The following is a 20,068-nucleotide window of genomic DNA, read 5'->3' on the forward strand; positions in this document are numbered from 1 at the left end:
CCGTATGTTTGACAGAGCCCAAAGCACCATTGCGAACGTCGATCCCGAAATCTTTGCAGCGATCGAGCAGGAAAACCGCCGCCAGGAAGATCACATCGAGCTGATCGCGTCGGAAAACTACACGAGCCCGGCCGTGATGGCCGCCCAAGGCTCGCAGCTCACGAACAAGTACGCGGAAGGGTATCCGGGCAAGCGCTACTACGGCGGCTGCGAGTACGTCGACGTGGTCGAGCAGCTGGCGATCGACCGTGTGAAGCAACTGTTCGGCGCGGAAGCCGCGAACGTGCAGCCGAACTCGGGTTCGCAGGCGAACCAGGGCGTGTTCTTCGCGATGCTCAAGCCGGGCGACACGATCATGGGCATGAGCCTCGCGCATGGCGGCCACCTGACGCACGGCTCGCCGGTGAACATGTCGGGCAAGTGGTTCAACGTGGTGAGCTACGGCCTGAACGAAAACGAAGACATCGACTACGACGCAGCCGAGAAGCTGGCGCAGGAACACAAGCCGAAGCTGATCGTCGCGGGCGCGTCGGCGTTTGCGCTGAAGATCGACTTCGAGCGTCTGGCGAAGATCGCGAAGTCGGTGGGCGCGTACCTGATGGTCGACATGGCGCACTACGCCGGTCTGATCGCGGCGGGCGTGTATCCGAACCCGGTGCCGCACGCGGACTTCGTGACGACGACGACGCACAAGAGCCTGCGCGGCCCGCGTGGCGGCGTGATCCTGATGAAGGCCGAATACGAGAAGCCGATCAACTCGGCGATCTTCCCGGGGATCCAGGGCGGCCCGCTGATGCACGTGATCGCGGCGAAGGCCGTGGCGTTCAAGGAAGCGCTGTCGCCGGAGTTCAAGGAATATCAGCAGAAGGTCGTCGAGAATGCGCGCGTGCTGGCCGAAACGCTGGTGAAGCGCGGGCTGCGGATCGTGTCGGGCCGCACGGAAAGCCACGTGATGCTGGTCGACCTGCGCGCGAAGAACATCACGGGCAAGGCAGCGGAAGCGGCGCTCGGCGCGGCGCACATCACGGTGAACAAGAACGCGATCCCGAACGACCCGGAAAAGCCGTTCGTGACGAGCGGCGTGCGCCTGGGCTCGCCCGCGATGACGACGCGCGGTTTCGGGCCGGCGGAAGCCGAGCAGGTGGGCAACCTGATCGCCGACGTGCTCGAGAATCCGGAAGACGCAGCGACGATCGAACGCGTGCGCGCGCAGGTCGCCGAGCTGACCAAGCGTTTCCCGGTCTATCGCTGATCGCCGATGCGTTGCCCGTTCTGCCGGCATGACGATACGCAGGTCGTGGACTCGCGCGTGTCCGAAGATGGCGCCGCGATTCGGCGGCGCCGTCGCTGCTCGGCTTGCGACAAGCGTTTCACGACGTACGAGCGGGTCGAGTTGTCCCTGCCGTTCGTCGTGAAGAAGGACGGCAGCCGCACGGAATTCGACCGTCGCAAGATCGTCGCCAGCATGCAACTCGCGCTGCGCAAGCGGCCGGTTGCCGCCGACGCGATCGACGCGGCGGTCGCCCGCATCGAGTATCAACTGCTCGCGACTGGCGAGCGCGAAGTGCGTAGCGAGAAGCTGGGCGAACTCGTGATGAACGAGTTGCGCGGCCTCGATACGATCGCCTATGTGCGCTTCGCCTCGGTGTATCGCCAGTTCGAGGACGTTTCCGAATTTGCCGACGTGATCGAAGAGTTCCGTCGCGCCTCTCCCGCCAAGACCCCACGTAAGCGCTGACGCGCTGCGTCCGTTCATCGTCTGCTCCATTGGTTCGATTCGCGCCGATTGTGTCGGTTGCGATCGCATGTCGCCAGTCGGCCGTTCGGCCAATGGCGCGCATCCGCACGCGCCGCTACAGTCGTCGCATCACCGTGGCGGAGGACGATTGCGATGGAACGGGGCGCTCAACCCTTGAAGAATGTGGTGCGACGGCCGGGCGGATTTACGCTGGTCGAGCTGATGGTCGCCATGTCGCTGGCGGCGGGGCTCGCGCTCTATGCGGTGCCCACGTTCGACCAGTGGCGCATGCGCGAACGCGTGGATGCCCGCTCGCGCGCGCTGCTCGGTGCGCTGTCGTTTGCGCGTGCCGAGGCAACGCGTCTCGGCGCGCGCGTCACGCTGTGCCGCGCCGGGCGCGACGGCGCCTGTTTGCGTGCCGGCGAGCGATGCGATCCGGCCGAATGGTCATGCGACTGGATCGTCAGCGGGCAACTCGACGGGCAGTCGCGTGTGCTGCGACGCTACCCGCGCGATGCCGAAGTGGCCGTCGCGGGCGCCGCGCATGAGCTCGCGTTTGCACCGCCGGTCGGTCAGTCGATCGGCGGCATCCGGCGTTTCGAGGTGCGTCCGCGGCGCAGCGTGTCCGGCGCCGACGACGCGCGCGTATCGCGTTGCGTGCGGATTGCGGCAGGCGGTCGCGCGCGGCTGGTCGCCGGGCGCTGCGACGCGGCGTGATCGCGATGCGCAATGCCATGCGAGGGACGTCGTTGATCGAGGCGACGCTGGCCATCGCGCTGCTCGCCACCGTAATGCTGGCAGTGGCCGGCAGCCAGCTCGCGATGGCGCGTGCGCAGCGCGCGACGATCTGGCGCGAACGCGCGCTGTGGCTGGCCGATGCGCGTATCGAACGTCTGCATGCTGCCGCGGCGGCCGGCGATGGACTCGAGGCGCTGGCGGCCGCATCGTTGCCGGGTGGCGCGATGACGCTCGATGGCGGCCCGGCAGGCGTCCGCTACGCGGTCGTCCGCTGGCGTGGCGGCGATGGACTCGCGTCGGTGCGTTGCGATGCCGCGGCAATGTCGACGCAGCCGCCGTCGTGTGTCCGCATTCCATTTCGGGAGAGGGCGCGCGATGCACGCTGATCGCCGTACGCGCGGCCATACGCTGCTCGAAGTGCTGATCGCGATGACCGTCGGGCTCCTCGTGCTCGCGGCGGCCGGTGCGCTGTACCACGCGCAGCGCATTGCGCAGCGTCGCGCGGAAGACGGGTTCAGGATGCGCGACGCGGCGTCGACCGCGCTGATGCTGATCGGTCAGCAGATCCAGATGGCGGGATTCCGGCCGCTCGATGCCGACGCGGGATCGTCGTTGCCGCCGGTGTTCGGATGTTCGGCGGCGCGCGTGCGGGGTAGCGGCGCACAGGTGCGCTGCGAGCCCGCGCGCCTGTCGTCGGACGCGGTGCTGGTCCGGTATGTCGACGATGCCGTGTCGACGTGGCCGACGGTGAGCGGCCACGCATCGGATTGCCTCGGGCAGGGTGTCGGCGAGCTGGGCGAAGCTGCGGCGGTGGAGAATCGTTTCGATGCGCATGTCAGCCCATCGACGGGCGAGCCCGAACTGTATTGTGAAGGAAGCGGCCGTCCAGGCACGCCGCAACCTGTCGCGGCGGGAATCGATCAGTTGCGTATGCGCTATTTGCGTCGAGGGGCCACGCAGTTCGTCGACGCCGATGCGATGCGTGCCGACGACTGGCGCGAGGTCGTGGCCGTGCATGTCTGCGTGCGGGCGCGCGGCGAGCCGACGCGCGAACCGACGCAGCATGTCGACTGCGACGGCCGCGCCGCCGTTGCACCGGACGGCCGCGCACGTTTGACGCTCGAACGCATCGTCGCGTTGCGAAACGTCGCGCCCGCATCCGACGCTGCTTTACATGACGCAACTCGCGCAAGCGAGGTGGCGCGATGAGCGGCGCAGCGCGGTGCGCGCGGGACGATATCTCGCGACGCGTGAAGACAGCCCACGTCCAAGCGCACGCCGTCGCACATGATGACAACCCGCAGCCAACCGCATGTGCCGGCGCTCCGCCTGCGAGCCCGCGCGAGCCGCACATGCGCTGCCGGCTCGTCCGCCGCGCGTGGCGTCGCGAGGCAGGCCTTGCGTTGCCAGCGGTGATCGCGGTCGGCGCAGCAGTCGCGGCACTGACCGGCACGTGGTTCGACGCCGCATTGACGGAGTCGCGCCGCACCCGCGCGTTGTCGGATCGGTTGATCGCATTTCACGCGGCCGATGCCGCGCTGGCCGCGTGCACCGCGCGATTGCTGCACGGCTCGGCACCGTACGTGAGCGAAAGCGACTCGCGCGCGGAGCCGGACACCTGGCGGCGCATGCCGCCGCTGGCGGCTGCCGAAGCGTTCGCGCCTTTCGCCGATTGGCCGATGGCCGCGCAACCGCCGCGGTGCCTGATCGAGGCATGGCGGCTTCCGTCGGCGCAGGCCGGCGACCGCGCTTACCTTGTCACCGCGCGTGGCGTCGGCGCGCACGCATCGAGCGCCGTGTGGCTGCAACACCAGGTCGCGATACGCGCCGGCCGCATCGTCGTGTTGCGCTGGCGTCGTGTCGCGGCGGTGCTTCGATGAACGGCCGTTTGCCCCGGTGCCGAGCGGCCGGATTGACGCTGATCGAGCTGATGATCGTGCTCGCGATCGTCGCGGTGCTGGCCGCGTGGGGTATCCCGTCGTATCGCGGGCATGTCGTGCGGGTTCACCGTGCGTCGGCGGTGTCCGCGCTGTACCGTGCGGCCCAATATCTTGAAACACTGGACGATGCGCCGCCTGCGGCGTTGCCTGACGCACTCGCGCAGGCGCCGCCGGACGGGCATGCCGTGTATCGATTGACGCTCGGGCGGCCGGATGGCGACGATTCGCCGGTGGGCTACGAATTGGCAGCGACGCCGCTCGACACCGGGCCGATGCGCGACGATGCCTGCGGCACGTTCACGCTGCGCTCGGACGGCACGAAGGGCAATGCGGGAGGCGAGGGTGTCGACGAGTCGGGCGCTGTCTGCTGGGGCGTGCGCTGAGTTCGCCAGGCGGGCGCGCAGCGGCGTATGGCCGTGCGCGGGATGCTAACGGTCAGTCGTCGCGTGGGTCGAGCCCGCGCTCCTCGCGGGACTGCTTCCAGATCCGGTAGACCTCCCATGCGGCGAAGCCGAGCGTGCCCCACTTCAACGCGGGGCCCGTGCTCGCACGCAGCAGCGAGCGAACGGGTTTCGCCAGCACGAGCGACGCGAGCGAGCTCAGCATCGGATACTGGTTGACGAGCTGGCCGAGGCTTGCGTTCAGGTTCTTGGCCGACTGGCCGAACCTGCTAGTCGACAGCCCGGGGATGAACACCTTGAGCCAGCTGAAGCGCGTGACGGCCTGGCGCATTTCGGCGGCGGCCTCGGCAAGTTCGAGCCGCTCGACTTCGGATCGCAGGATCAGCAATTCCTTGCGGAGCGCGCGGTGCTGCGACGCGCTCCAGTTCGATCGCGACGAATGGGAGCGGGAGGGATTGCCCGTGATGTTCTGGCTCATGGCGCGTCGGCGAAGTAGGTGGGAGGGGCGAGCGCGAGCGCGCTCACGGCTTGCCGCGGAACAGGTCGCGGTCTTTCTCGAGTTCGGCGAGCGTGGCCTCGAACACTGTGGGCGCGTCGCGCAGGCCCGAGCGCGCTTTCAGCGCGCACGTGATGCCGCCAATGGCATACAGCGCGGTGATCGCGGCGAGCGCCTGCCAGCGGTAGGTATCCCAGAACGCGATCGCGATCAGCACGGTGAGGCTGATGAGCGCCATCGTCGCGAGCATCATCGCGGCGAGTCCGAGGAACAGCACGCCCATCAGGCGCTCCTTCTCCTCGGCAAGCTCGATGCCCACCAGTTCGAGGCGCGTCTGCAGAAGGCCGATCGCGGAGCCGACGAGGCGGCGCAGCGGTCCTTGACCGGACGGCTGCGAAGGGGTGTCTGTCGTCATGGATAAGAGGCTTGCGCGTGCAGTAAGCAGCTAGGACAAAGCCGCCGGCGCAAGCCGGCGGGCTTCGACGTTCGACGCCCGCCGGCCGCGCGACGCTGCCTGCGGGACGAAACGGCGCAGAGCGCGTTACTTGCGGTTGATCAGCAGGCCGATCAGCACGCCGACGCCGGCAGCCACGCCGATCGACGTCCACGGGTGCTCATGCACGTAGTCGTCGGTCGCGCGCGCGGCCTTCTTGCCTTTCTCGACCACCACGACCTGGACGTCGGCAGCCTTTTCCTTGGCCTGCTTCAGGCGAGACATGGCCTTCTCGCGCAGCTCGGCCGCACGGTCGCCCGTGCTGCTCGCCGCTTGCTTGAGCAGGTCTTCGGCGTCCGAGAGAACGGTTTTGATATCCGACATCAGTTTCTCCTTGTTGATTTCCGACATTGCAACTCCCTTCGTGCTGTCATGCTGCAGGTTCACATCGTAGCGAAACCCCTGCCTGCTGGCGAGCCGGGAAGACACACGGCGGCAGCGCAAGACTGCATGGTAAACGACTTGTAATCATGAACAGAGCGACAAAGGATTGAAAAGTTTCCCTCGCCGCCCACCGTCCTGCCACGACGTCGGGTAAAAATGACAAAAAAGCATGAATATCAAACGGAATATTCGTTCGCACGGCCCATGGCTTCCCGTAAGCTGATGGACTGCCCGCGCTTTCCGGCGCGCGGTTTCAACCAGTATCGTTCGAGGAGGGAACATCATGAGTCTGCGTCTTGGCGACATCGCACCGGATTTCGAGCAGGAATCGAGCCTGGGCACGATCAAGTTTCACGAGTGGCTCGGCAACAGCTGGGGTGTCCTGTTCTCCCATCCGGCCGACTACACGCCGGTGTGCACGACCGAACTCGGGTTGACCTCGAAGCTGAAGGGCGAATTCGAGAAACGCAACGTGAAGGTGATCGCGCTGTCGGTCGACGGCGTCGAATCGCACAAGGGCTGGATCAACGACATCAACGAAACGCAGTCGACGGTCGTGGGCTTCCCGATCATCGCCGACGCCGATCGCAAGGTGTCGCAGCTGTACGACATGATTCACCCGAACGCGAACGAAACGCTGACGGTGCGTTCGCTGTTCGTGATCGACCCGAACAAGAAGGTGCGGCTCACGATCACCTATCCGGCCAGCACGGGGCGCAACTTCGACGAAGTGCTGCGCGTGATCGACTCGCTGCAACTGACCGACAATTACAAGGTCGCGACGCCCGGCAACTGGAAGGACGGCGACGACGTCGTGATCGTGCCGTCGCTGCAGGATCCGGAAGAGCTGAAGAAGCGCTTCCCGAAGGGCTTCAACGCGGTGCGTCCGTATCTGCGCCTGACGCCGCAGCCGAACAAGTAAGCATCGGCGGCCCGGAGCCGCGGCTCCGATGAAAACAAGCCCGCCCGGCAGCGATGCCGGGCGGGCTTTTGCGTGGCGGCATGCGCGTGCGCGGCATCGCCGCCGCGCGTGTCATGGCCGCATCGTCAGAAGAATGCCTGGATGCCCGTCTGCGCGCGGCCGAGGATCAGCGCGTGGATGTCGTGCGTGCCTTCGTACGTGTTGACCACTTCGAGGTTCACGAGGTGACGTGCGACGCCGAATTCGTCGGAGATGCCGTTGCCGCCGAGCATGTCGCGGGCGAGCCGCGCGATGTCGAGCGCCTTGCCGCATGAATTGCGCTTCATGATCGACGTGATCTCGACGGCGGCCGTGCCTTCATCCTTCATCCGGCCGAGGCGCAGCACGCCTTGCAGGCCGAGCGTGATTTCGGTCTGCATGTCGGCGAGCTTCTTCTGGATCAACTGGTTCGCGGCGAGCGGCCGGCCGAACTGCTGGCGGTCGAGCACGTACTGGCGCGCGGTGTGCCAGCAGGACTCGGCCGCGCCGAGCGCACCCCACGCGATCCCGTAGCGCGCCGAGTTCAGGCAGGTGAACGGGCCGCGCAGGCCGCTCACGTTCGGCATCAGGTTCTCTTCGGGCACGAACACCTCGTCGAGGACGATCTCGCCGGTGATCGACGCGCGCAGCCCGACCTTGCCGTGGATCGCCGGCGCCGACAGGCCCTTCCAGCCCTTCTCCAGGATGAAGCCGCGGATCGCGTCCTTGCCGTTCTCCTCCAGCTTCGCCCACACGACGAACACGTCGGCGATCGGCGAGTTGGTGATCCACATCTTCGCGCCGGACAGCGCGTAGCCGCCCGGCACCTTCTTCGCGCGCGTGACCATGCTGCCGGGATCGGAGCCGTGATTCGGCTCGGTCAGGCCGAAGCAGCCGATCCATTCGCCGGTCGCGAGCTTCGGCAGGTATTTCTGCTTCTGCGCGTCGGAGCCGAATTCGAAGATCGGCACCATCACGAGCGACGACTGCACGGACATCATCGACCGGTAGCCCGAATCGACGCGCTCGACCTCGCGTGCGATCAGCCCGTAGCTCACGTAGTTGAGGCCGGGGCCGCCGTATGCCTCGGGAATCGTCGGGCCGAGCAGGCCGACCTCGCCCATCTCGCGAAAGATGGCCGCGTCGGTGCGTTCGTGGCGGAACGCTTCGGTGACGCGCGGCGCGAGCTTGTCCTGTGCGTACGCCTGCGCGGCATCGCGGACCATCCGCTCTTCTTCGGTCAGTTGCTGATCGAGCAGCAGCGGATCGTCCCAATGAAAAGTTGCAGCACTCATCGTCTCATCTCCTGTCGGCCCGAGTTAGCGCTTTAGCGCTTACTCGGGCCCCATGCTTCGCGGTCGGCGTCGAGTTAGCGCTTTAGCGCTTACTCGGGCCCCCTGCTTCGTGGTCGGCCCGAGCCAACGCTCACTCGGCTCCATGCTTTGCGGTCGATCGGGGCGGGCGCCTCGACGCCGACTCCCGCCGTGCGCGTCGGTCGGCAGTGGTCGGGCTTCGGCGCTTGCTCCGGGCGGATACCTGAAGTTCGCTTGACTTGCGTTCCGCTGTGCGGAACAATGTTTTGCAAATCGACCTCAGTGTAGCACTGGATGACACTTTCAACCATCGACGACACCCCCATCGACGAGCGCAAGTTCGTCGTCGCGCTGGCGCGCGGCCTCGACCTGCTGCGCGCCTTCCGGCCCGGCGAGACGATGCTGGGCAACCGCGACTTCGCGGAACGCACGGGCCTGCCGAAGGCGACGGTGAACCGGCTCGCCTATACGCTGACCGTGCTCGGCTATCTGCGCTACGACGAGACGCTCGGAAAGTATGCGCTGGACGCCGGCGTGCTGTCGCTCGGCTATGCGCTGCTGTCGGGCTCGGGGACGATCGATCTCGCGCGGCCGCACATGCAGGCGCTCGCGCGGGAGATCGGCGCGGCCGTGTCGCTCGGCTGCCGCGACGGGCTCGACATGATCTATCTGGAGACGATCCGCAGCGAGACCGCGCTGACGCTCGGGCTCGCGCCCGGCTCGCGGCTGTCGATGCTGACGAGCTCGATGGGGCGCGCGTACCTGGCCGTGCAGCCGGAGGACGTGCGCCGCGCGCTCTATGCCGAACTGCACCGCGCGGCCGGCGGCGCGGCCGACGCCGATGCGCTCGTCGCGGCCGCGCAGCAGGCGGTGGCCGAGTTCTCCGAAGGCGGATGCTGCTATTCGTTTCGCGCGTGGCATACGGACGTGAACGCGGCGGCCGTGCCGTTTCGCGAGCCGCGCGAGGGGCGCTGGCTGATCCTGAGCTGCAGCGGCCCCGCATCGTCGATGGACGAGGACGTGTTTCGCACGCAAGTCGGGCCGCGGCTGAAGGCACTCGCGCAGCGGCTCGGGCAGACCGTTTGAGCAACGCGCGCGCGGAGGGTGCCGTCGCGTGCCAACCGGTTCGTTCGCGGCGGATACGGGGAGCGGAGGCGTCGCCGTCGCGTATTGCGCGACGGGCGAACCGCGCTCATCATCGTTTGCCTGTTTCCCGACGACGAGGCTTGCCATGGCGTACCCCGAACCGATGGAAGGCGGATGCGCGTGCGGCGCGATCCGCTACCGCATCGCCGACGTTCCGACCGATGCCGGCTTCTGCCACTGTCGGCTTTGCCAGCGCACGACCGGCGCGGCGGTCGTCGCATCGGCCTCGGTGCCGATCGACGCATTCGAATATTTGCAGGGCGAACCGACCGTCTACGCGTCGAGCGCGTGGGGCGAGCGGCGCTTCTGCGGCCGTTGCGGCGCGCAGCTCGAATACCGGCGCGCCGACGCGCCGCGGGCGGTCGAGATCAATTACGCGACGCTCGACGAACCGTCGAGGCTGCGTCCGGCGTGGCACGTCTGGTACGGGGATCGTTTCCCGGGCATCGAGATCGACGACGATCTACCGAAGTACGACGACGGCGGACGAGAATAGGCCGCACATTGGCGTCGAACGCGCGCACAAGCACGTTCGACCTTTCTGCGTGAACGAACCGGGAACCGACCGGCGCCGAGCGACGCTGCGTGCTGAACCCCGATCCTTGCAGCGACACAACACCGGAGTCCGCCCTCCGGCGCGCCTTCTCCGCCGATCGCTCAGACCGTCACGACCTTCGCGAACACCGGCCCCTGCATGAACCGTACGTCGTGCTGGCGCAGCAGCTCGCACTGCGTCTCGTCCACGACGCCGTCGAAGATCAGCGGGATCCGCACGCGCTGCGCATAGGCGACGAGCGCCTTCACCATCCCGTCGCGCAACGCGATGCCGGCATCCATCTTGATGTAGTCGGGGCGTGCCATGTCCGATTCGACCGCGAGGATGCGGCCGGGGTCGGGCAGCTTGTCCGCGACCTTGAAGCCATGATGCTGGTAACTGCGCGTCAGGTAGCCGAGGAACGTCTTGTGGGCGACCGCGACCGCCGGCAGCTCGATCACGATCCGCTCGGTCGGTAGCCCGAAGCGCTGCAGCACCGACGAGAAATGCTTGCCGTGGTCGTACTTCACGCTCTTGAGCAGCCGCTCGTGCACGCGCAGGAACAACAGCCCGTGGCGCTGCGCGCCGAAGAAATTGATTGCGTGCAGCGCGCGCGACAGGCGGTCGATCGCGACCAGCGTCTGGTCGTCGACGGCGGCATCGACCGGATCGTGCTGCGCACCCGTGACCAGCGTGACGGCCTGGAAGCCGAGTTCGTCGCCGTAGCGCTCGATCGCGTCAGCGAACGACGTCGATTGCGGCGAGCCGGGCATCGTCACGTCGTAGATCGGCTCGTACGCACTGGCGAGCGTGCGCTCGGGCAGATTCGCGCACGCGGTGCCGCCTTCGGCAAGCGCGAGGTGCTCCCGCAGATACGGGAGTTGCCCGGCACGGGTCACCAGCTCGGGGATGGTAGGCGGAATCATCGGCGTGAGAAGGAAAAATGGCGGCCGAAAGGGCCGCCTCGTGACTTGATATTAGCAGCGCGCGCCGCGCTCGGCTTGGCGTTTCACTCATATGGTTATCCCGTTCCCGAGCGAACGACTAGGGTTTACGTTGATTTCACTATACGTAATTGGTTTTACTATTCGTAAATCCAGGGATGTGTCGTCGATCAAGAAATGCGGCAGGCAGGCGCCGCGAAACGGCGCCATTCAAGAATCAACAGGAGCAAGGAGCGAGACGTGGCGGTTGACAGGACAGGCGGGCACGCGCGCCGGCAGGAGACGAACGGGACGACGGGCGCGGTGGTGCGCGCACGGCGGCGTTGAGGCGCGGATGGCGACCATGAGCATCGATTACCAGACGCTGAAGTTCGAGTACCGCGCCCGCGCGCACGACGCGGCCGTTCACCCGGTGATCGTCGTCGGCGCGGGCCCGGTGGGCCTCGCGGCCGCGATCGATCTCGCCCAGCAAGGCGTGCCGGTCGTGCTGCTCGACGACGACGACACGCTGTCGACCGGCTCGCGCGCGATCTGCTTCGCGAAGCGCACGCTCGAGATCTTCGACCGGCTCGGCTGCGGCGAGCGCTTCGTCGACAAGGGCGTGAGCTGGCACGTCGGCAAGGTGTTCCTGCAGGACGAGCAGCTTTACGCGTTCGACCTGCTGCCCGAGGAAGGGCATGCGCGCCCGGCGTTCGTCAACCTGCAGCAGTACTACGTCGAAGGCTATCTGGCCGATCGCGCGTTCGAGCTGCCGAACATCGACATCCGCTGGAAGCACAAGGTGACGGGCGTCGACCAGTCGGCCGAACACGCGGTGCTGACGATCGAGACGCCGGACGGCATCGCGACGCTGCGCGCGCAATACGTGATCGCGGCCGACGGCTCGCGCAGCCCGATGCGCACGATGATGGGCCTCGAAAGCCGCGGCCGCACGTTCAAGGACCGCTTCCTGATCGCCGACGTGAAGATGAAGGCGGAGTTTCCGACCGAGCGCTGGTTCTGGTTCGATCCGCCGTTTCACCGCAACCAGTCGGTGCTGCTGCATCGCCAGCCGGACAACGTGTGGCGCATCGACTTCCAGCTCGGCTGGGATGCCGATCCGGTCGCGGAGAAGCAACCGGACCGCGTGATCCCGCGCGTGCGTGCGCTGCTCGGGCCGGACGTCGAGTTCGAGCTCGAGTGGGTGAGCGTCTACACGTTCCGCTGCCAGCGGATGGATACGTTCCGCCACGGCCGCGTGCTGTTCGCGGGCGATTCCGCGCACGGCGTGTCGCCGTTCGGCGCGCGCGGCGCGAACAGCGGCGTGCAGGATGCGGACAACCTCGCGTGGAAGCTGAAGCTGGTGCTCGACGGCCGCGCGCACGACCGCCTGCTCGACACGTATGCGAGCGAGCGCGAGTTCGCGGCCGACGAGAACATCCGCAACTCGACGCGCTCGACCGACTTCATCACGCCCAAGAGCGCGGTGTCGCGCGTGTTCCGCGATGCGACGCTGAAGCTTGCGCGCGACTGCGAGTTCGCGCGCAAGCTGGTGAACAGCGGGCGCCTGTCGGTGCCGGCCGTGCTGGTGGATTCGCCGCTCAACACGCCGGACCGCGGCGGCGACACATTTGCATGCGCGATGCGGCCGGGCACGGTGGCGGCCGATGCGCCGGTGCGCGTGCAGGGTGCGCCGGGCTGGCTGCTGCAGCATCTGCGCGGCGGCTTCAGCGGCGTGCTGTTCGGCTTGCCGGGCGATGCGGCCGCGCTCGCGCAGGCCGTCGACGGCCTCGCGCTGCCGGTGCGGCCGGTGCTCGTCGTGCCGGCCGGGCACGCGCAGCCAGTGGCCGGCGTCGACGTCGTGGAGGACGTCGACGGGCTCGCCGCGCGGCGTTACGACGCGCAGCCCGGCACGTTCTACCTGCTGCGTCCCGACCAGCACGTGTGCGCCCGCACGCGCACGCTCGACCGTCAGGCGATCGCCGACGCACTGGCGCGCGCGAGCTGCGCACGCTGAATACGATAAAGACACCGGAGACACCGTCATGCCCCCACTCGATACCCGCCCGCGCCTGGCCGACCCCGACGCGTTCTACGAAGCGCTGATCGACATGCATCGCGATCTGTCGGACGCGGACAGCCAGCTCGTGAACGCGAAGCTGATCCTGTTGCTCGCGAACCAGGTCGGCGACGCCGACGTGCTGCGCGAAGCGATGGCGCTCGCGCGCCAGGGCGTGACGTCGCCCGTGCATCCGGCCGCCGAGGTCGCGCAATGAGCGCGGCGGCCGATGCGCGCGTGCTCGAAGTCGAGCGCGTGATCGACGAGACCCATCGCCCGGGTTTTCACGCGATGCTGCTCGCGCTATGCGGGCTGTGCCTCGTGATCGACGGTTTCGATGCGCAGGCAATGGGCTACGTCGCGCCGAGCGTGATCGCGGAATGGGGCGTGCCGAAGCAGGCGCTGGGGCCCGTATTCAGCGCGAGCCTGTTCGGGATGCTGCTCGGCGCGCTCGGGCTGTCGGTGCTGGCCGACCGGATCGGGCGGCGCCCGGTGTTGATCGGCTCGACGCTGTTCTTCGCGGTGACGATGCTCGCGACGCCGTTCGCGAACTCGATCCCCATGCTGATGGCGCTGCGCTTCGTCACGGGCCTCGGCCTCGGCTGCATCATGCCGAACGCGATGGCGCTGGTCGGCGAGTTCAGCCCGGCCGCGCATCGCGTGAAGCGGATGATGATCGTGTCGTGCGGCTTCACGCTCGGCGCGGCGATCGGCGGCTTCATCAGCGCCGCGCTGATTCCGGCGCTCGGCTGGCGCGCGGTGTTCTTCGTCGGCGGCGCGGTGCCGCTCGTGCTGACGATCGCGATGGTCGCGCGGCTGCCGGAGTCGCTGCAGTTCCTGGTGCTGAAAGGGCGCGTCGCGCAGGCGCGCGACTGGCTCGCGCGGTTCGCGCCGCAAGCCGGCATCGATGCGAATACGCGGCTCGTCGTGCGCGAGCGCGCGGCGAGCGGCGCGCCGGTCGCCGAGCTGTTCAGCCATGGCCGCCTGCCGGTCACGCTGCTGCTGTGGGCGATCAGCTTCATGAACCTGATCGATCTGTACTTCCTGTCGAACTGGCTGCCGACCGTGATGCGTGAGGCCGGCTATTCGCCGGGCACGGCGGTGATCGTCGGCACGGTGCTGCAGACGGGCGGCGTGATCGGCACGCTGTCGCTCGGCTGGTTCATCGAACGTTACGGCTTCGTGCGCGTGCTGTTCGCGTGCTTCGCGTGCGCGGCCGTGTCGGTGGGGCTGATCGGCTCGGTCGCGCATGCGCTGCCGTGGCTGCTGGTGGTCGTGTTCGCGGGCGGGTTCTGCGTGGTCGGCGGACAGCCGGCCGTGAACGCGCTCGCGGGCCAGTATTACCCGACGTCGCTGCGCTCGACGGGCATCGGCTGGAGCCTCGGCATCGGCCGGATCGGCTCGGTGCTCGGGCCGCTCGTCGGCGGGCAACTGATTGCGCTCAACTGGAGCAACGGCGCGCTGTTCCACGCGGCCGCCGTGCCCGTGCTGTGCTCGGCGCTGTTCGTGCTGGGCCTGGCCGGTGTCACGCGGCGCAGCGGCGCGCAGGCGCCGAACGCCGCCCTGAATTGATGGAGAAAGGAAAACGATGACGCTTGACCTGTCGAAACCGGCGACCGCCGGCTACCTGAGCGGTTTCGCGAACGAATTCGCGACCGAGGCGCTGCCCGGCGCGCTGCCGCACGGCCGCAATTCGCCGCAGCGCGCGCCGTACGGGCTGTACGCGGAGCAGCTGTCGGGCACCGCGTTCACCGCGCCGCGCGGCCACAACCGCCGCGCGTGGCTGTACCGGATTCGCCCGGCCGCCGTGCACCGGCCGTTCGAGCCGTACGCGGGAGCGCCGCGGCTCGTGTCGGAGTTCGGCGATTCGGCCGACGTGCCGCCGACGCCGCCGAACCAGTTGCGCTGGGATCCGCTGCCGATGCCGGTCGAGCCGACCGATTTCGTCGACGGCCTCGTGACGATGGCCGGCAACGGGTCGGCCGCGGCGATGAACGGCTGCGCGATCCACCTGTACGCGGCGAACCGCTCGATGCAGGACCGCTTCTTCTACAGCGCGGACGGCGAGCTGCTGATCGTGCCGCAGCAGGGGCGGCTGTTCATCGCGACGGAATTCGGCCGGCTCGACGTCGAGCCGTTCGAGATCGCGGTGATTCCGCGCGGCGTGCGTTTTACCGTCGCGCTGCCGGACGGCGACGCGCGCGGCTATATCTGCGAGAACTTCGGCGCGCTGCTGCGCCTGCCGGATCTCGGCCCGATCGGCTCGAACGGGCTCGCGAACCCGCGCGACTTCCTGACGCCGCAGGCCGCGTACGAGGATCGCGAAGGCGCGTTCGAACTGATCGCGAAGCTGAACGGGCGCCTCTGGCGCGCGGACATCGGCCATTCGCCGCTCGACGTCGTCGCGTGGCACGGCAACTACGCACCGTATAAATACGACCTGCGCCTGTTCAACACGATCGGCTCGATCAGCTTCGACCATCCCGATCCGTCGATCTTCCTCGTGCTGCAGGCGCAGAGCGATACGCCGGGCGTCGACACGATCGACTTCGTGATCTTCCCGCCGCGCTGGCTCGCGGCCGAGGATACGTTCCGCCCGCCCTGGTTCCACCGCAACGTCGCGAGCGAGTTCATGGGGCTCGTGCACGGCGCGTACGACGCGAAGGCCGAAGGCTTCGTGCCGGGCGGCGCGAGCCTGCACAACTGCATGTCGGGCCACGGGCCCGACGCGGACACGTTCGAGAAGGCGTCGGCGAGCGACACGACGAAGCCGCACAAGGTCGACGCGACGATGGCGTTCATGTTCGAAACCCGCACGCTGATCCGGCCGACGCGCTATGCGCTCGACACCGCGCAGTTGCAGGCCGATTACTTCGAATGCTGGCAAGGCATCAGGAAACACTTCAATCCGGAGCAAAAGTGAGCGATATCCAAGACTGGCGCGCGACGCTCGACCCGGCTCGCAAGAGCTGGGTCGACACGGCGAACGATCCCGCCTGCGATTTCCCGATCCAGAACCTGCCGTTCGGGATCTTCAGCGATGCGAAGCAGGGCGCGCGCCGTGCGGGCGTCGCGCTCGGCGACCAGATCGTCGATCTCGCGGCGCTCGCGCGCGCGGGCCTGGTGACGCTGCCGGCCGGCGCCGATGTGTTCGCCGCGCCGACGCTCAACGCGTTCATCGCGCTCGGCCGCGACGCGTGGCGCAGCGTGCGTGTGCAACTGTCGGCACTGTTCTCGCGCGACAACGCGACGCTGCGCGACGACGCGGCACTGCGCGCACAGGTGCTCGTCGCGCAGCGCGACGCGACGCTGCATCTGCCGCTCGACATCCCCGGCTACACCGATTTCTATTCGTCGAAGGAGCATGCGACCAACGTCGGCTCGATGTTCCGCGATCCGAAGAACGCGCTGCTGCCGAACTGGTCCGAGATGCCGATCGGCTACAACGGCCGCGCGTCGTCGGTGGTCGTGAGCGGCACGCCGGTGCGGCGCCCGAACGGGCAACTGAAGCTGCCCGACCAGGAGCGTCCGGTGTTCGGCGCGTGCCGCAAGCTCGACATCGAACTGGAAACGGGCTTCATCGTCGGCAAGGGCAACGCGCTCGGCGAGCCGATCGCGTGCGAGGACGCGGAAGCGCATATCTTCGGGATGGTGCTGCTGAACGACTGGAGCGCGCGCGACATCCAGCAGTGGGAATACGTGCCGCTCGGCCCGTTCAACTCGAAGGGGTTCGCGACGACGATCTCGCCGTGGATCGTCACGCTCGACGCGCTCGAACCGTTCCGCGTCGCGCAGCCGGAGCAGTCGCCGCAGCCGCTCGCGTATCTGCGGCATGCGGGCAAGCATGCGTTCGACATCGCGCTGGAAGTGACGCTGCGGGCGGAGGGCGCGGCCGAAGCGACGTCGATCTGCCGCACCAACTTCAAGTACATGTACTGGACGATGGCGCAGCAGCTCGCGCATCACACGGTGGCGGGCTGCAACACCCGCGTGGGCGACCTGATGGGTTCGGGCACGATCAGCGGGCCGACCAAGGATTCGTTCGGCAGCCTGCTCGAACTGACGGGGAACGGCAAGGAGCCGGTCGCGCTGGATGGCGGCGGCGCCAGGACGTTCATCGAGGACGGCGACGAGCTCACGCTCGCCGGTTGGTGCCAGGGCGACGGCTATCGCGTCGGCTTCGGCACGTGTGCGGGCAAGATTTTGCCGGCGCGCGGCGCATGACGGATCGCGACGCCGGGCGTTGCGTGTAGGTTGCGTGTAGCCACGCGTCGTCCGGAAGGACAGGGCGGCCCGCATCGCGCGGGCCGTTTTCGTTTACCGCGGGAGGGACGCGAGCGGGCCGATGCGTATCGGTGCATGATGCCGCGCGCCGACGCCGACGCCGACGCCGACGCCGACGCCGACGCCGACGCCGACGCCGACGCCAACGCCAACGCCAACGCCAACGCCCATCTGCATCAGACCGCGCGCTGCACCGCCGAGCGTCGTTCCCACGACGCGGCTGCGACGAACGAGGCGACGCAGGTGATCAGCACGCCGACCAGCGCGTTGCTGCCCAGTTGCTCCATCAACGCACCAGCCACGAGCGGGCCGCCGAAGCTCGCGGCGCTCCACGACGCCGACACGAGCGAGCTCGCGGTGACGAGCGCCGCGCCGCGGAAACGCTCGCCGCACGCGACGAGCGACAGCGTGTAGATGCTGCCGGCCGCCGCGCCGAGCACGAACAGCAGCGGCCAGCACAGCCACGGATTCGCGATCACGAACGGCAGCAGCGGCAGCCCGGCCAGCACGATCCAGCCCGCGCCGAGGTGCACGCGTTCGCGGCCGAGCTTGTCCGCGAGCCAGCCGATCGGGAACTGCATCGCGGTATCGCCGAACAGCATGATCGACGCGAGCAGCACGGCGGTCGCGCTGGCGACGCCGTGATCCATCGCATAGAGCGGCAGCAGCGACAGCGCGAGCGTGTCGAACAGCGCGAAGAAGCCGGTGCCGATGATCAGCGCGGGCATGCGCGGCAGCACGTCGAGCCAGCGGCCATGCGCTTCGTGATGCGCGTCGTCGCCGGCGAGCGGCGCACGGCGGATCGTCGCGAGCGTCGGCAACGCGAGCAGGAACAGCGCGCCGCACAGCGCGAAGCGGATGCTCGTCGCGCCGGCGATCTGGCTGACGAGCACGGGGCCGGCCATCTGGAACAGCGTGAAATTGGTCGCGTAGATCGCGACCACGCGGCCGCGCGTCGAATCGTCGGCGAACTGGTTGACCCACGCCTCGCCGATCGTGAACAGCAGCATCAGCGCGGCGCCGCACAGCACGCGCAGCACGCCCCACAGGAACAAGCTCGACGTGAACTGCATCAGCGCGGTGGCGGCCGCGAGCAGCACGACCGACACGACAATCGCGCGGCGCGCACCGATATGCCGTGCGAGCGCGGTGACGAACGGGACGATCGCGAGGCTGCCGAGGGCCTGCGCGGCGGTGAGCATGCCGACGACGTTGGTGCCGTGCCCGGCTTCGGTCAGTGCAAGTGCGGTGAGCGGCAGTGTGGCGCCGGTGCCGAGGCCGACGACCGCGACGCTCAGGATCAGCGCGAGGAAATCGCGATTGAGAATGGCTTTCATCGGCCGCGATGCTACACCGCGACCGGTGAAAGGTCCATGAAGGCCGTCACGTTTGAATGGAGTTGCGTACGCAACGAACGCAGCAGGTTCTCGTCACACGTACTCGGTCGGCACGGCCACCGGCCGGCGTTCGAGCGACGCCGACCACAGCGTGAGTGCAAGCGCCGCGACGGCCATCGCGACGCCGACCCACGGCAGGCTCACGAGCGACACGCCCGAGCCGATCGCCATCCCGCCGAGCCATGCGCCGGTCGCGTTGCCGAGGTTGAACGCGCCCTGGTTCAGCGTCGACGCGAGGTTCGGCGCGTCGCTCGCGCGATCGACGATCATGATCTGCAGCGGCGGCACGATCGCGAACGCGAGGATGCCCCACACGAAAACCGTCGCGAGCGCGGCGAACGGCAGATGCATCGTGCCGGCGAACAGCGCGAGCACGATGCCGATCAGCGCGAGCGTCGCGATCAGCGACGGCATCCGGCGCCAGTCGGCGAGCCTGCCGCCGAGCGTGCCGCCGACCGTCAGGCCGAGGCCGAACAGCAGCAGCACGTAGGTGACCTGATGCGGCGAGAAGCCCGTCACGTCCTCGAGGATCGGCGTGATGTACGTGAACACGCTGAACAGGCTCGCGGACGCGAGCACGCTGATGCCGAGCACCATCAGCACCTGCGGGTGCTTCAGCACGCTGAATTCGCGCGTGATGCTGGTGTCGGGCATCGCGAGGTTCTTCGGCAGGCACACCGCGAGCGCGGCGGCCGCGGCGATGCCGATGCCGGTGACGGCCCAGAACGTCGCGCGCCAGCCGAACGCCTGGCCGAGCGCGGTGCCGAGCGGCACGCCGAGCACGTTCGCGAGCGTGAGGCCGGTGAACATCAGCGCGATCGCCTGCGCGCGGCGGTTCGGCGCGACGAGGTTGCTCGCGACCACCGAACCGATGCCGAAGAACGCCCCGTGGCAGAACGCGGTGACGACGCGCGCGGCCATCAGCACCGCGTAGCCGGGCGCGATCGCGCAGAACAGGTTGCCGGCGATGAACAGCCCGATCAGGCCCATCAGCGCACGCTTGCGCGGCATCTTCGCGGTGACGATCGCGAGGATCGGCGCGCCGATCGTCACGCCGAGCGCGTAGCCCGACACCAGCATCCCGGCGGCCGGGATCGACACGCCGAGGTCGCGCGCGACGTTGGGCAGCAGCCCCATGATCACGAATTCGGTGGTACCGATTCCAAATGCGGCGACGGCAAGGGCGAAAAGAGGCAGGGGCATCGCGGTAGGCTCGGGAAAGGAGGCCGCTCGAGCCGGGCGCAGGATGCGCGGGGCGGGCGGTCGGTGAGGCGAGAGTCA

General features: G+C 68.2%; 22 protein-coding genes. 15 read left to right on the forward strand and 7 right to left on the reverse strand.

From position 1 onward, the window contains the following. Positions 1 to 4: 4 nt before the first annotated feature. The 7 genes from glyA (at position 5) to CFB89_RS03550 (ending at position 4,799) form a co-directional block, all read left to right on the forward strand. Entirely contained in the window at positions 5 to 1,252 is a 1,248-nt protein-coding gene (glyA, locus tag CFB89_RS03520; protein WP_089466754.1) for a serine hydroxymethyltransferase, read from the forward strand. Positions 1,253 to 1,258: 6 nt separating this feature from the next. After that, positions 1,259 to 1,738 (forward strand): transcriptional regulator NrdR, encoded by a 480-nt coding sequence (gene nrdR / locus CFB89_RS03525; RefSeq protein ID WP_050011738.1) that lies wholly within the window; start codon positions 1,259 to 1,261, stop codon positions 1,736 to 1,738. Positions 1,739 to 1,891: 153 nt separating this feature from the next. Then, positions 1,892 to 2,455, forward strand: a complete 564-nt coding sequence (locus tag CFB89_RS03530) for a GspH/FimT family pseudopilin (protein WP_089466755.1) — start codon at positions 1,892 to 1,894, stop codon at positions 2,453 to 2,455. A gap of 17 nt (positions 2,456 to 2,472) precedes the next feature. Further along, on the forward strand, positions 2,473 to 2,862 hold the full coding sequence (locus tag CFB89_RS03535) for a hypothetical protein (protein ID WP_256979563.1): 390 nt from the start codon (positions 2,473 to 2,475) through the stop codon (positions 2,860 to 2,862). Next, positions 2,852 to 3,685, forward strand: a complete 834-nt coding sequence (locus CFB89_RS03540) for a PilW family protein (protein ID WP_089466756.1) — start codon at positions 2,852 to 2,854, stop codon at positions 3,683 to 3,685. The genes CFB89_RS03535 and CFB89_RS03540 overlap by 11 nt, the downstream gene beginning before the upstream one ends. 143 nt (positions 3,686 to 3,828) lie before the next feature. Continuing rightward, on the forward strand, positions 3,829 to 4,356 hold the full coding sequence (locus tag CFB89_RS03545) for a pilus assembly protein (protein ID WP_256979564.1): 528 nt from the start codon (positions 3,829 to 3,831) through the stop codon (positions 4,354 to 4,356). Next, positions 4,353 to 4,799 (forward strand): type IV pilin protein, encoded by a 447-nt coding sequence (locus CFB89_RS03550; RefSeq protein WP_089466757.1) that lies wholly within the window; start codon positions 4,353 to 4,355, stop codon positions 4,797 to 4,799. The genes CFB89_RS03545 and CFB89_RS03550 overlap by 4 nt, the downstream gene beginning before the upstream one ends. Positions 4,800 to 4,851: 52 nt before the next feature. Here CFB89_RS03550 and CFB89_RS03555 read toward each other — a convergent pair whose 3' ends face one another. The 3 genes from CFB89_RS03555 to CFB89_RS03565 all read right to left on the reverse strand — a co-directional run bounded on the left by CFB89_RS03555 (position 4,852) and on the right by CFB89_RS03565 (position 6,157). Continuing rightward, positions 4,852 to 5,295 carry a DUF3318 domain-containing protein gene (locus CFB89_RS03555; protein ID WP_089466758.1) on the reverse strand — a complete coding sequence of 148 codons (444 nt, stop codon included), beginning with the start codon at positions 5,293 to 5,295 and terminating at the stop codon, positions 4,852 to 4,854. 43 nt (positions 5,296 to 5,338) lie between these two features. Then, a complete protein-coding gene (locus tag CFB89_RS03560; RefSeq protein WP_089466759.1) occupies positions 5,339 to 5,728 on the reverse strand; it encodes a phage holin family protein in 390 nt (129 codons plus the stop codon). Positions 5,729 to 5,854: 126 nt separating this feature from the next. Then, positions 5,855 to 6,157 (reverse strand): YqjD family protein, encoded by a 303-nt coding sequence (locus CFB89_RS03565; RefSeq protein WP_006494044.1) that lies wholly within the window; start codon positions 6,155 to 6,157, stop codon positions 5,855 to 5,857. Between the two features lie 316 nt (positions 6,158 to 6,473). Here CFB89_RS03565 and CFB89_RS03570 point away from each other — a divergent pair, with 316 nt between their 5' ends. Beyond that, positions 6,474 to 7,112 carry a peroxiredoxin gene (locus tag CFB89_RS03570; RefSeq protein WP_006476788.1) on the forward strand — a complete coding sequence of 213 codons (639 nt, stop codon included), beginning with the start codon at positions 6,474 to 6,476 and terminating at the stop codon, positions 7,110 to 7,112. A gap of 125 nt (positions 7,113 to 7,237) precedes the next feature. Here the strand turns inward: CFB89_RS03570 and CFB89_RS03575 are convergent, their stop codons facing one another. Then, positions 7,238 to 8,425 carry an acyl-CoA dehydrogenase gene (locus CFB89_RS03575; protein WP_089466760.1) on the reverse strand — a complete coding sequence of 396 codons (1,188 nt, stop codon included), beginning with the start codon at positions 8,423 to 8,425 and terminating at the stop codon, positions 7,238 to 7,240. A 312-nt stretch (positions 8,426 to 8,737) separates the two neighbouring features. On the opposite strand from CFB89_RS03575, the gene CFB89_RS03580 reads away from it, so the two are divergent. Both CFB89_RS03580 and CFB89_RS03585 read left to right on the forward strand, forming a co-directional pair. Further along, complete coding sequence (locus CFB89_RS03580) at positions 8,738 to 9,529, forward strand: IclR family transcriptional regulator (RefSeq protein ID WP_089466761.1); 792 nt, start codon at positions 8,738 to 8,740, stop codon at positions 9,527 to 9,529. A 145-nt stretch (positions 9,530 to 9,674) separates the two neighbouring features. Next, positions 9,675 to 10,085, forward strand: coding sequence for a GFA family protein (locus CFB89_RS03585; protein WP_089466762.1), 411 nt, complete (start codon positions 9,675 to 9,677; stop codon positions 10,083 to 10,085). Positions 10,086 to 10,246: 161 nt separating this feature from the next. Here the strand turns inward: CFB89_RS03585 and CFB89_RS03590 are convergent, their stop codons facing one another. After that, the gene (locus tag CFB89_RS03590; protein ID WP_069616654.1) at positions 10,247 to 11,050 is read right to left on the reverse strand and encodes an EAL domain-containing protein; all 804 of its coding nucleotides are present in this window, start codon (positions 11,048 to 11,050) and stop codon (positions 10,247 to 10,249) included. Positions 11,051 to 11,411: 361 nt separating this feature from the next. Here CFB89_RS03590 and CFB89_RS03595 point away from each other — a divergent pair, with 361 nt between their 5' ends. From CFB89_RS03595 to fahA, 5 genes are read left to right on the forward strand one after another with little or no spacing between them, the layout of a single operon-like run. Then, entirely contained in the window at positions 11,412 to 13,064 is a 1,653-nt protein-coding gene (locus tag CFB89_RS03595) for an FAD-dependent oxidoreductase (protein ID WP_089467895.1), read from the forward strand. 28 nt (positions 13,065 to 13,092) lie between these two features. Next, entirely contained in the window at positions 13,093 to 13,323 is a 231-nt protein-coding gene (locus CFB89_RS03600; protein ID WP_089466763.1) for a DUF2783 domain-containing protein, read from the forward strand. Continuing rightward, positions 13,320 to 14,678 (forward strand): aromatic acid/H+ symport family MFS transporter, encoded by a 1,359-nt coding sequence (locus CFB89_RS03605; RefSeq protein WP_089466764.1) that lies wholly within the window; start codon positions 13,320 to 13,322, stop codon positions 14,676 to 14,678. The genes CFB89_RS03600 and CFB89_RS03605 overlap by 4 nt, the downstream gene beginning before the upstream one ends. Before the next feature lie 16 nt (positions 14,679 to 14,694). Then, positions 14,695 to 16,029 carry a homogentisate 1,2-dioxygenase gene (hmgA, locus tag CFB89_RS03610; RefSeq protein WP_089466765.1) on the forward strand — a complete coding sequence of 445 codons (1,335 nt, stop codon included), beginning with the start codon at positions 14,695 to 14,697 and terminating at the stop codon, positions 16,027 to 16,029. Next, positions 16,026 to 17,330 carry a fumarylacetoacetase gene (gene fahA, locus CFB89_RS03615; protein ID WP_179233371.1) on the forward strand — a complete coding sequence of 435 codons (1,305 nt, stop codon included), beginning with the start codon at positions 16,026 to 16,028 and terminating at the stop codon, positions 17,328 to 17,330. Before hmgA ends, fahA begins: the two co-directional genes overlap by 4 nt. Positions 17,331 to 17,566: 236 nt before the next feature. Here fahA and CFB89_RS03625 read toward each other — a convergent pair whose 3' ends face one another. Both CFB89_RS03625 and CFB89_RS03630 read right to left on the reverse strand, forming a co-directional pair. Then, the gene (locus tag CFB89_RS03625; RefSeq protein ID WP_089466768.1) at positions 17,567 to 18,727 is read right to left on the reverse strand and encodes an MFS transporter; all 1,161 of its coding nucleotides are present in this window, start codon (positions 18,725 to 18,727) and stop codon (positions 17,567 to 17,569) included. A 93-nt stretch (positions 18,728 to 18,820) separates the two neighbouring features. Beyond that, on the reverse strand, positions 18,821 to 19,990 hold the full coding sequence (locus CFB89_RS03630; protein WP_089466769.1) for an MFS transporter: 1,170 nt from the start codon (positions 19,988 to 19,990) through the stop codon (positions 18,821 to 18,823). Between the last annotated feature and the right edge of the window lie 78 nt (positions 19,991 to 20,068).

Origin of the sequence: Burkholderia sp. AU16741, from assembly GCF_002223345.1 — a bacterium.
Taxonomy (GTDB): Bacteria; Pseudomonadota; Gammaproteobacteria; order Burkholderiales; family Burkholderiaceae; genus Burkholderia; species Burkholderia sola.

Excerpts from the sequence above, each read along its gene's own strand:
- glyA (WP_089466754.1), top strand. The coding sequence starts at position 5 with ATGTTTGACAGAGCCCAAAGCACCATTGCGAACGTCGATCCCGAAATC.
- nrdR (WP_050011738.1), top strand. The coding sequence starts at position 1,259 with ATGCGTTGCCCGTTCTGCCGGCATGACGATACGCAGGTCGTGGACTCG.
- CFB89_RS03530 (WP_089466755.1), top strand. The coding sequence starts at position 1,892 with ATGGAACGGGGCGCTCAACCCTTGAAGAATGTGGTGCGACGGCCGGGC.
- CFB89_RS03535 (WP_256979563.1), top strand. The coding sequence starts at position 2,473 with ATGCGAGGGACGTCGTTGATCGAGGCGACGCTGGCCATCGCGCTGCTC.
- CFB89_RS03540 (WP_089466756.1), top strand. The coding sequence starts at position 2,852 with ATGCACGCTGATCGCCGTACGCGCGGCCATACGCTGCTCGAAGTGCTG.
- CFB89_RS03545 (WP_256979564.1), top strand. The coding sequence starts at position 3,829 with ATGCGCTGCCGGCTCGTCCGCCGCGCGTGGCGTCGCGAGGCAGGCCTT.
- CFB89_RS03550 (WP_089466757.1), top strand. The coding sequence starts at position 4,353 with ATGAACGGCCGTTTGCCCCGGTGCCGAGCGGCCGGATTGACGCTGATC.
- CFB89_RS03555 (WP_089466758.1), bottom strand. The coding sequence starts at position 5,295 with ATGAGCCAGAACATCACGGGCAATCCCTCCCGCTCCCATTCGTCGCGA.
- CFB89_RS03560 (WP_089466759.1), bottom strand. The coding sequence starts at position 5,728 with ATGACGACAGACACCCCTTCGCAGCCGTCCGGTCAAGGACCGCTGCGC.
- CFB89_RS03565 (WP_006494044.1), bottom strand. The coding sequence starts at position 6,157 with ATGTCGGAAATCAACAAGGAGAAACTGATGTCGGATATCAAAACCGTT.
- CFB89_RS03570 (WP_006476788.1), top strand. The coding sequence starts at position 6,474 with ATGAGTCTGCGTCTTGGCGACATCGCACCGGATTTCGAGCAGGAATCG.
- CFB89_RS03575 (WP_089466760.1), bottom strand. The coding sequence starts at position 8,425 with ATGAGTGCTGCAACTTTTCATTGGGACGATCCGCTGCTGCTCGATCAG.
- CFB89_RS03580 (WP_089466761.1), top strand. The coding sequence starts at position 8,738 with ATGACACTTTCAACCATCGACGACACCCCCATCGACGAGCGCAAGTTC.
- CFB89_RS03585 (WP_089466762.1), top strand. The coding sequence starts at position 9,675 with ATGGCGTACCCCGAACCGATGGAAGGCGGATGCGCGTGCGGCGCGATC.
- CFB89_RS03590 (WP_069616654.1), bottom strand. The coding sequence starts at position 11,050 with ATGATTCCGCCTACCATCCCCGAGCTGGTGACCCGTGCCGGGCAACTC.
- CFB89_RS03595 (WP_089467895.1), top strand. The coding sequence starts at position 11,412 with ATGAGCATCGATTACCAGACGCTGAAGTTCGAGTACCGCGCCCGCGCG.
- CFB89_RS03600 (WP_089466763.1), top strand. The coding sequence starts at position 13,093 with ATGCCCCCACTCGATACCCGCCCGCGCCTGGCCGACCCCGACGCGTTC.
- CFB89_RS03605 (WP_089466764.1), top strand. The coding sequence starts at position 13,320 with ATGAGCGCGGCGGCCGATGCGCGCGTGCTCGAAGTCGAGCGCGTGATC.
- hmgA (WP_089466765.1), top strand. The coding sequence starts at position 14,695 with ATGACGCTTGACCTGTCGAAACCGGCGACCGCCGGCTACCTGAGCGGT.
- CFB89_RS03625 (WP_089466768.1), bottom strand. The coding sequence starts at position 18,727 with ATGAAAGCCATTCTCAATCGCGATTTCCTCGCGCTGATCCTGAGCGTC.
- CFB89_RS03630 (WP_089466769.1), bottom strand. The coding sequence starts at position 19,990 with ATGCCCCTGCCTCTTTTCGCCCTTGCCGTCGCCGCATTTGGAATCGGT.